Below are 2,573 nucleotides of genomic sequence, written 5' to 3'. Positions count from 1 at the left end.
CGCCGGCAGGACTGGCTAACCAGCTACTGCACCGACGCCGCCGTGTGGCAGGCCGAAGAGGCGCGCGGCGTGCCGCTCAACCAGCGCACCGGCGCGCCGGACTATCGCGGCATCGCCGCCGAGCAATGCCCGGGCATGCGCCCAGTCGGGCCCGCGCTCGCTGCCGATCGGCAGGCGCCCACACGGTTTGCGTTGCCGGAGACCGCCGGCCGCCCGCTACAAATCGTTCAGTTTTAGGAGGTCGCATGATCACGCCAATTCCGCTCCCTGATTACAAAAACACGGTGCTGGAGCTTGTTGAGTATCTGGAATCCGACTGCGACGAATGCGAAGGCACCGGCGTATGCCCTTGCTGTGAGCGCGAATGCCAAGAGTGCGACGGCTTTGGCACCAAGAATAAAAGCGTGAGCGACACCGAAATACACGCCATGTATTTCAACGCCGTCATGGAGAGCCTGAAAAAGCTATGCGCCTACTCTAGCCGCCACGACTTCCTGAACGAAGCGGGCGACTTCATTAAGCACCACGGTAGGCCAGACATGCGGAGCGCTTGGCTGTACGCCAATGGCTGCTTAGACGTCGGCTATATCTACCAGCCCAACCTTACAGCTCACTGAGGCCCGCCATGTTCAACCAGGACGACTTCGACCGCATCTTCAAACAGCCCGCGCCCGCCCGGGGCGATCAGCCGAAACAGGGAGACCGCAATGACTGACCACCGCCCGCAGGAGACAACCATGGCGATCGACGCGAACTGGTGCCGCGAGAACCCCGAAGAGGCCGCCAAGCAAATTGAAATGCTATCCGACAAGAACGGCCCGGCGTTCAGGAAGGCGTGGGACAACGGGTACCTGAACGGTCGTGAAGACCTGCTTACCCAGCAAGCTCAGGCCGCAACGCCTAGTCAGCCGGAGCAGGCAGACCAAATGATCACCACGGAGCCCGAATGGCCCGGGCAGCTCACTCGTCTGCAGGCTATCGGCCTGCTGGACGCTACTACTGATCGCGAAGCCCCCTATTGGGAAAACATCGCCGAGGAGTTCTACGACGAAGAGACCGACACGATGCCCAGCGTTATGCACCTCTTCGCCGCGCTGGGGATCACCAAAGAAGAGTACAAGGCGGCAACGGGCGCCCAGAACGTCAACTGGCCGGGAGAGCAATAACATGTGGTTCAAACACCTTCACCTCTACCGCCTGCACGAGCACCAGCTACTCAGTCACGCTCAAATGAGCGAATTGCTGAACGAGCACGCCATCAAGCCGCTGGGCAGCGCCGACGCCCGGCGCCTCGGCTGGACGGCACCCGCCGGGCGGCTCGCTGGCGGGCAACTCCTGCACTCCGTCGCCAACTATGGTCACCGCTTGCTGAGCGCCCTGCGCCAAGAGCGTATGCTCCCCGCCAGCGTGATCGCCGAGGAGCTCACCGAGCGCGTCGGCGACATCGAGGCCGCCGAGGCGCGCAAGGTCACCCGCAAGGAAAAGACCGCGCTCAAGGAGCAGATCACCGAGGAACTGATGCCCCGGGCGTTCGTGCGTAGCCAGAAAATCGACGTGTGGTGGGACACCGAGCGCCAGTTGATCGGCGTCAACACATCCAGCCGCACTCGCGCCGAAGAAGTGCTCGACCTGCTGCGCGAGACGCTCGGCTCGTTGAAGGTCACGCCGCTGACCACGCAAACGCTACCAGTGCGCGCCATGACCAGCTGGCTGGGCGACGCGGGCACCCGCCCCGCCGACATGCAGCTGGGCGACCAGGTGGTACTCAAGGCCAAGGGCGACGACGGCGTGGTGCGTGGGCGCCAGCTCGACCTCGATAGCGACGAGATCCAGCAGCTACTGGAAAGCGGCCGACAGGCCAGCCAGCTCGCCCTGGGCATCGAGGGTCAACTCTCGTTCGTGCTGCACGACGATCTGGCCATCAAGTCGCTGCGCTTCGGCGACGCGCTGATCGAAGAGGCCGACCATGCCGATGACGGCGATGATGCCCTCGCGCGGCTGGAAACCGACTTCGTACTGATGGCCGGGTGTTTGCGCGCCAGCGTCGAGCGAATTCTGGAATGGATGGGCGGCGAGGCCGTGCGGGAGAGCGGCAAAGCGGAGGGCGTTCAATGAGCAACCTGAACCTTTTCGGGCCAGAACTGGTAGTGGATAACTTCGCCGGCGGCGGTGGCGCCAGCGAAGGCATCGAGCAGGCGCTGGGCCGGCCGGTCGATCTCGCCATCAATCACGACGCCACGGCCATCGCCGTGCACACCGCGAACCACCCGGGCAGCGAGCACGCCGTCGCGGACGTGTGGGACATCGACCCCGAGCAGGCCGTGAACGGTCGCCCGGTCGGGCTGGCGTGGTTCTCTCCGGACTGCCGGCATCATAGCAAGGCAAAAGGCGGGCGCCCGGTTTCTAAAGCCGTGCGCGGGCTCGCCTGGGTCGCCGCGCGCTGGGCGGCGAAGGTAAAACCGCGCGTGATCATCCTGGAGAACGTCGAGGAGTTCCTGGATTGGGGCCCGTTGATCAAAGGTGCCGATGGGAAAGTGCGCCCGGATCCGGCACGTAAAGGCCAGACCTTCCGA

General features: G+C 64.2%; 5 protein-coding genes. All 5 read left to right on the top strand.

Annotated features, from left to right (window positions below):
* Positions 1–237 (top strand): hypothetical protein (locus ACGLWX_RS18250; RefSeq protein WP_396241886.1); only part of this gene is annotated, 237 nt, incomplete at its 5' end.
* Between the two features lie 8 nt (positions 238–245).
* Entirely contained in the window at positions 246–617 is a 372-nt protein-coding gene (locus ACGLWX_RS18245) for a hypothetical protein (protein ID WP_396241884.1), read from the top strand.
* A 120-nt stretch (positions 618–737) separates the two neighbouring features.
* On the top strand, positions 738–1,166 hold the full coding sequence (locus ACGLWX_RS18240; protein WP_396241882.1) for a hypothetical protein: 429 nt from the start codon (positions 738–740) through the stop codon (positions 1,164–1,166).
* Position 1,167: 1 nt separating this feature from the next.
* A complete protein-coding gene (locus tag ACGLWX_RS18235; RefSeq protein ID WP_396241880.1) occupies positions 1,168–2,115 on the top strand; it encodes a recombination-associated protein RdgC in 948 nt (315 codons plus the stop codon).
* Positions 2,112–2,573: DNA cytosine methyltransferase (locus ACGLWX_RS18230; protein WP_396241878.1), on the top strand; the 462-nt coding region annotated here is incomplete at its 3' end. The genes ACGLWX_RS18235 and ACGLWX_RS18230, both read left to right, overlap by 4 nt.

This window comes from Halomonas sp. HMF6819 (assembly GCF_044335525.1).
Lineage (GTDB): Bacteria > Pseudomonadota > Gammaproteobacteria > Pseudomonadales > Halomonadaceae > Vreelandella.
This window is presented reverse-complemented; position numbering and strand designations above follow the sequence as displayed.

Coding starts and splice junctions, on each gene's coding strand:
- ACGLWX_RS18240 (WP_396241882.1), top strand. CDS start 738: ATGGCGATCGACGCGAACTGGTGCCGCGAGAACCCCGAAGAGGCCGCC.
- ACGLWX_RS18245 (WP_396241884.1), top strand. CDS start 246: ATGATCACGCCAATTCCGCTCCCTGATTACAAAAACACGGTGCTGGAG.
- ACGLWX_RS18235 (WP_396241880.1), top strand. CDS start 1,168: ATGTGGTTCAAACACCTTCACCTCTACCGCCTGCACGAGCACCAGCTA.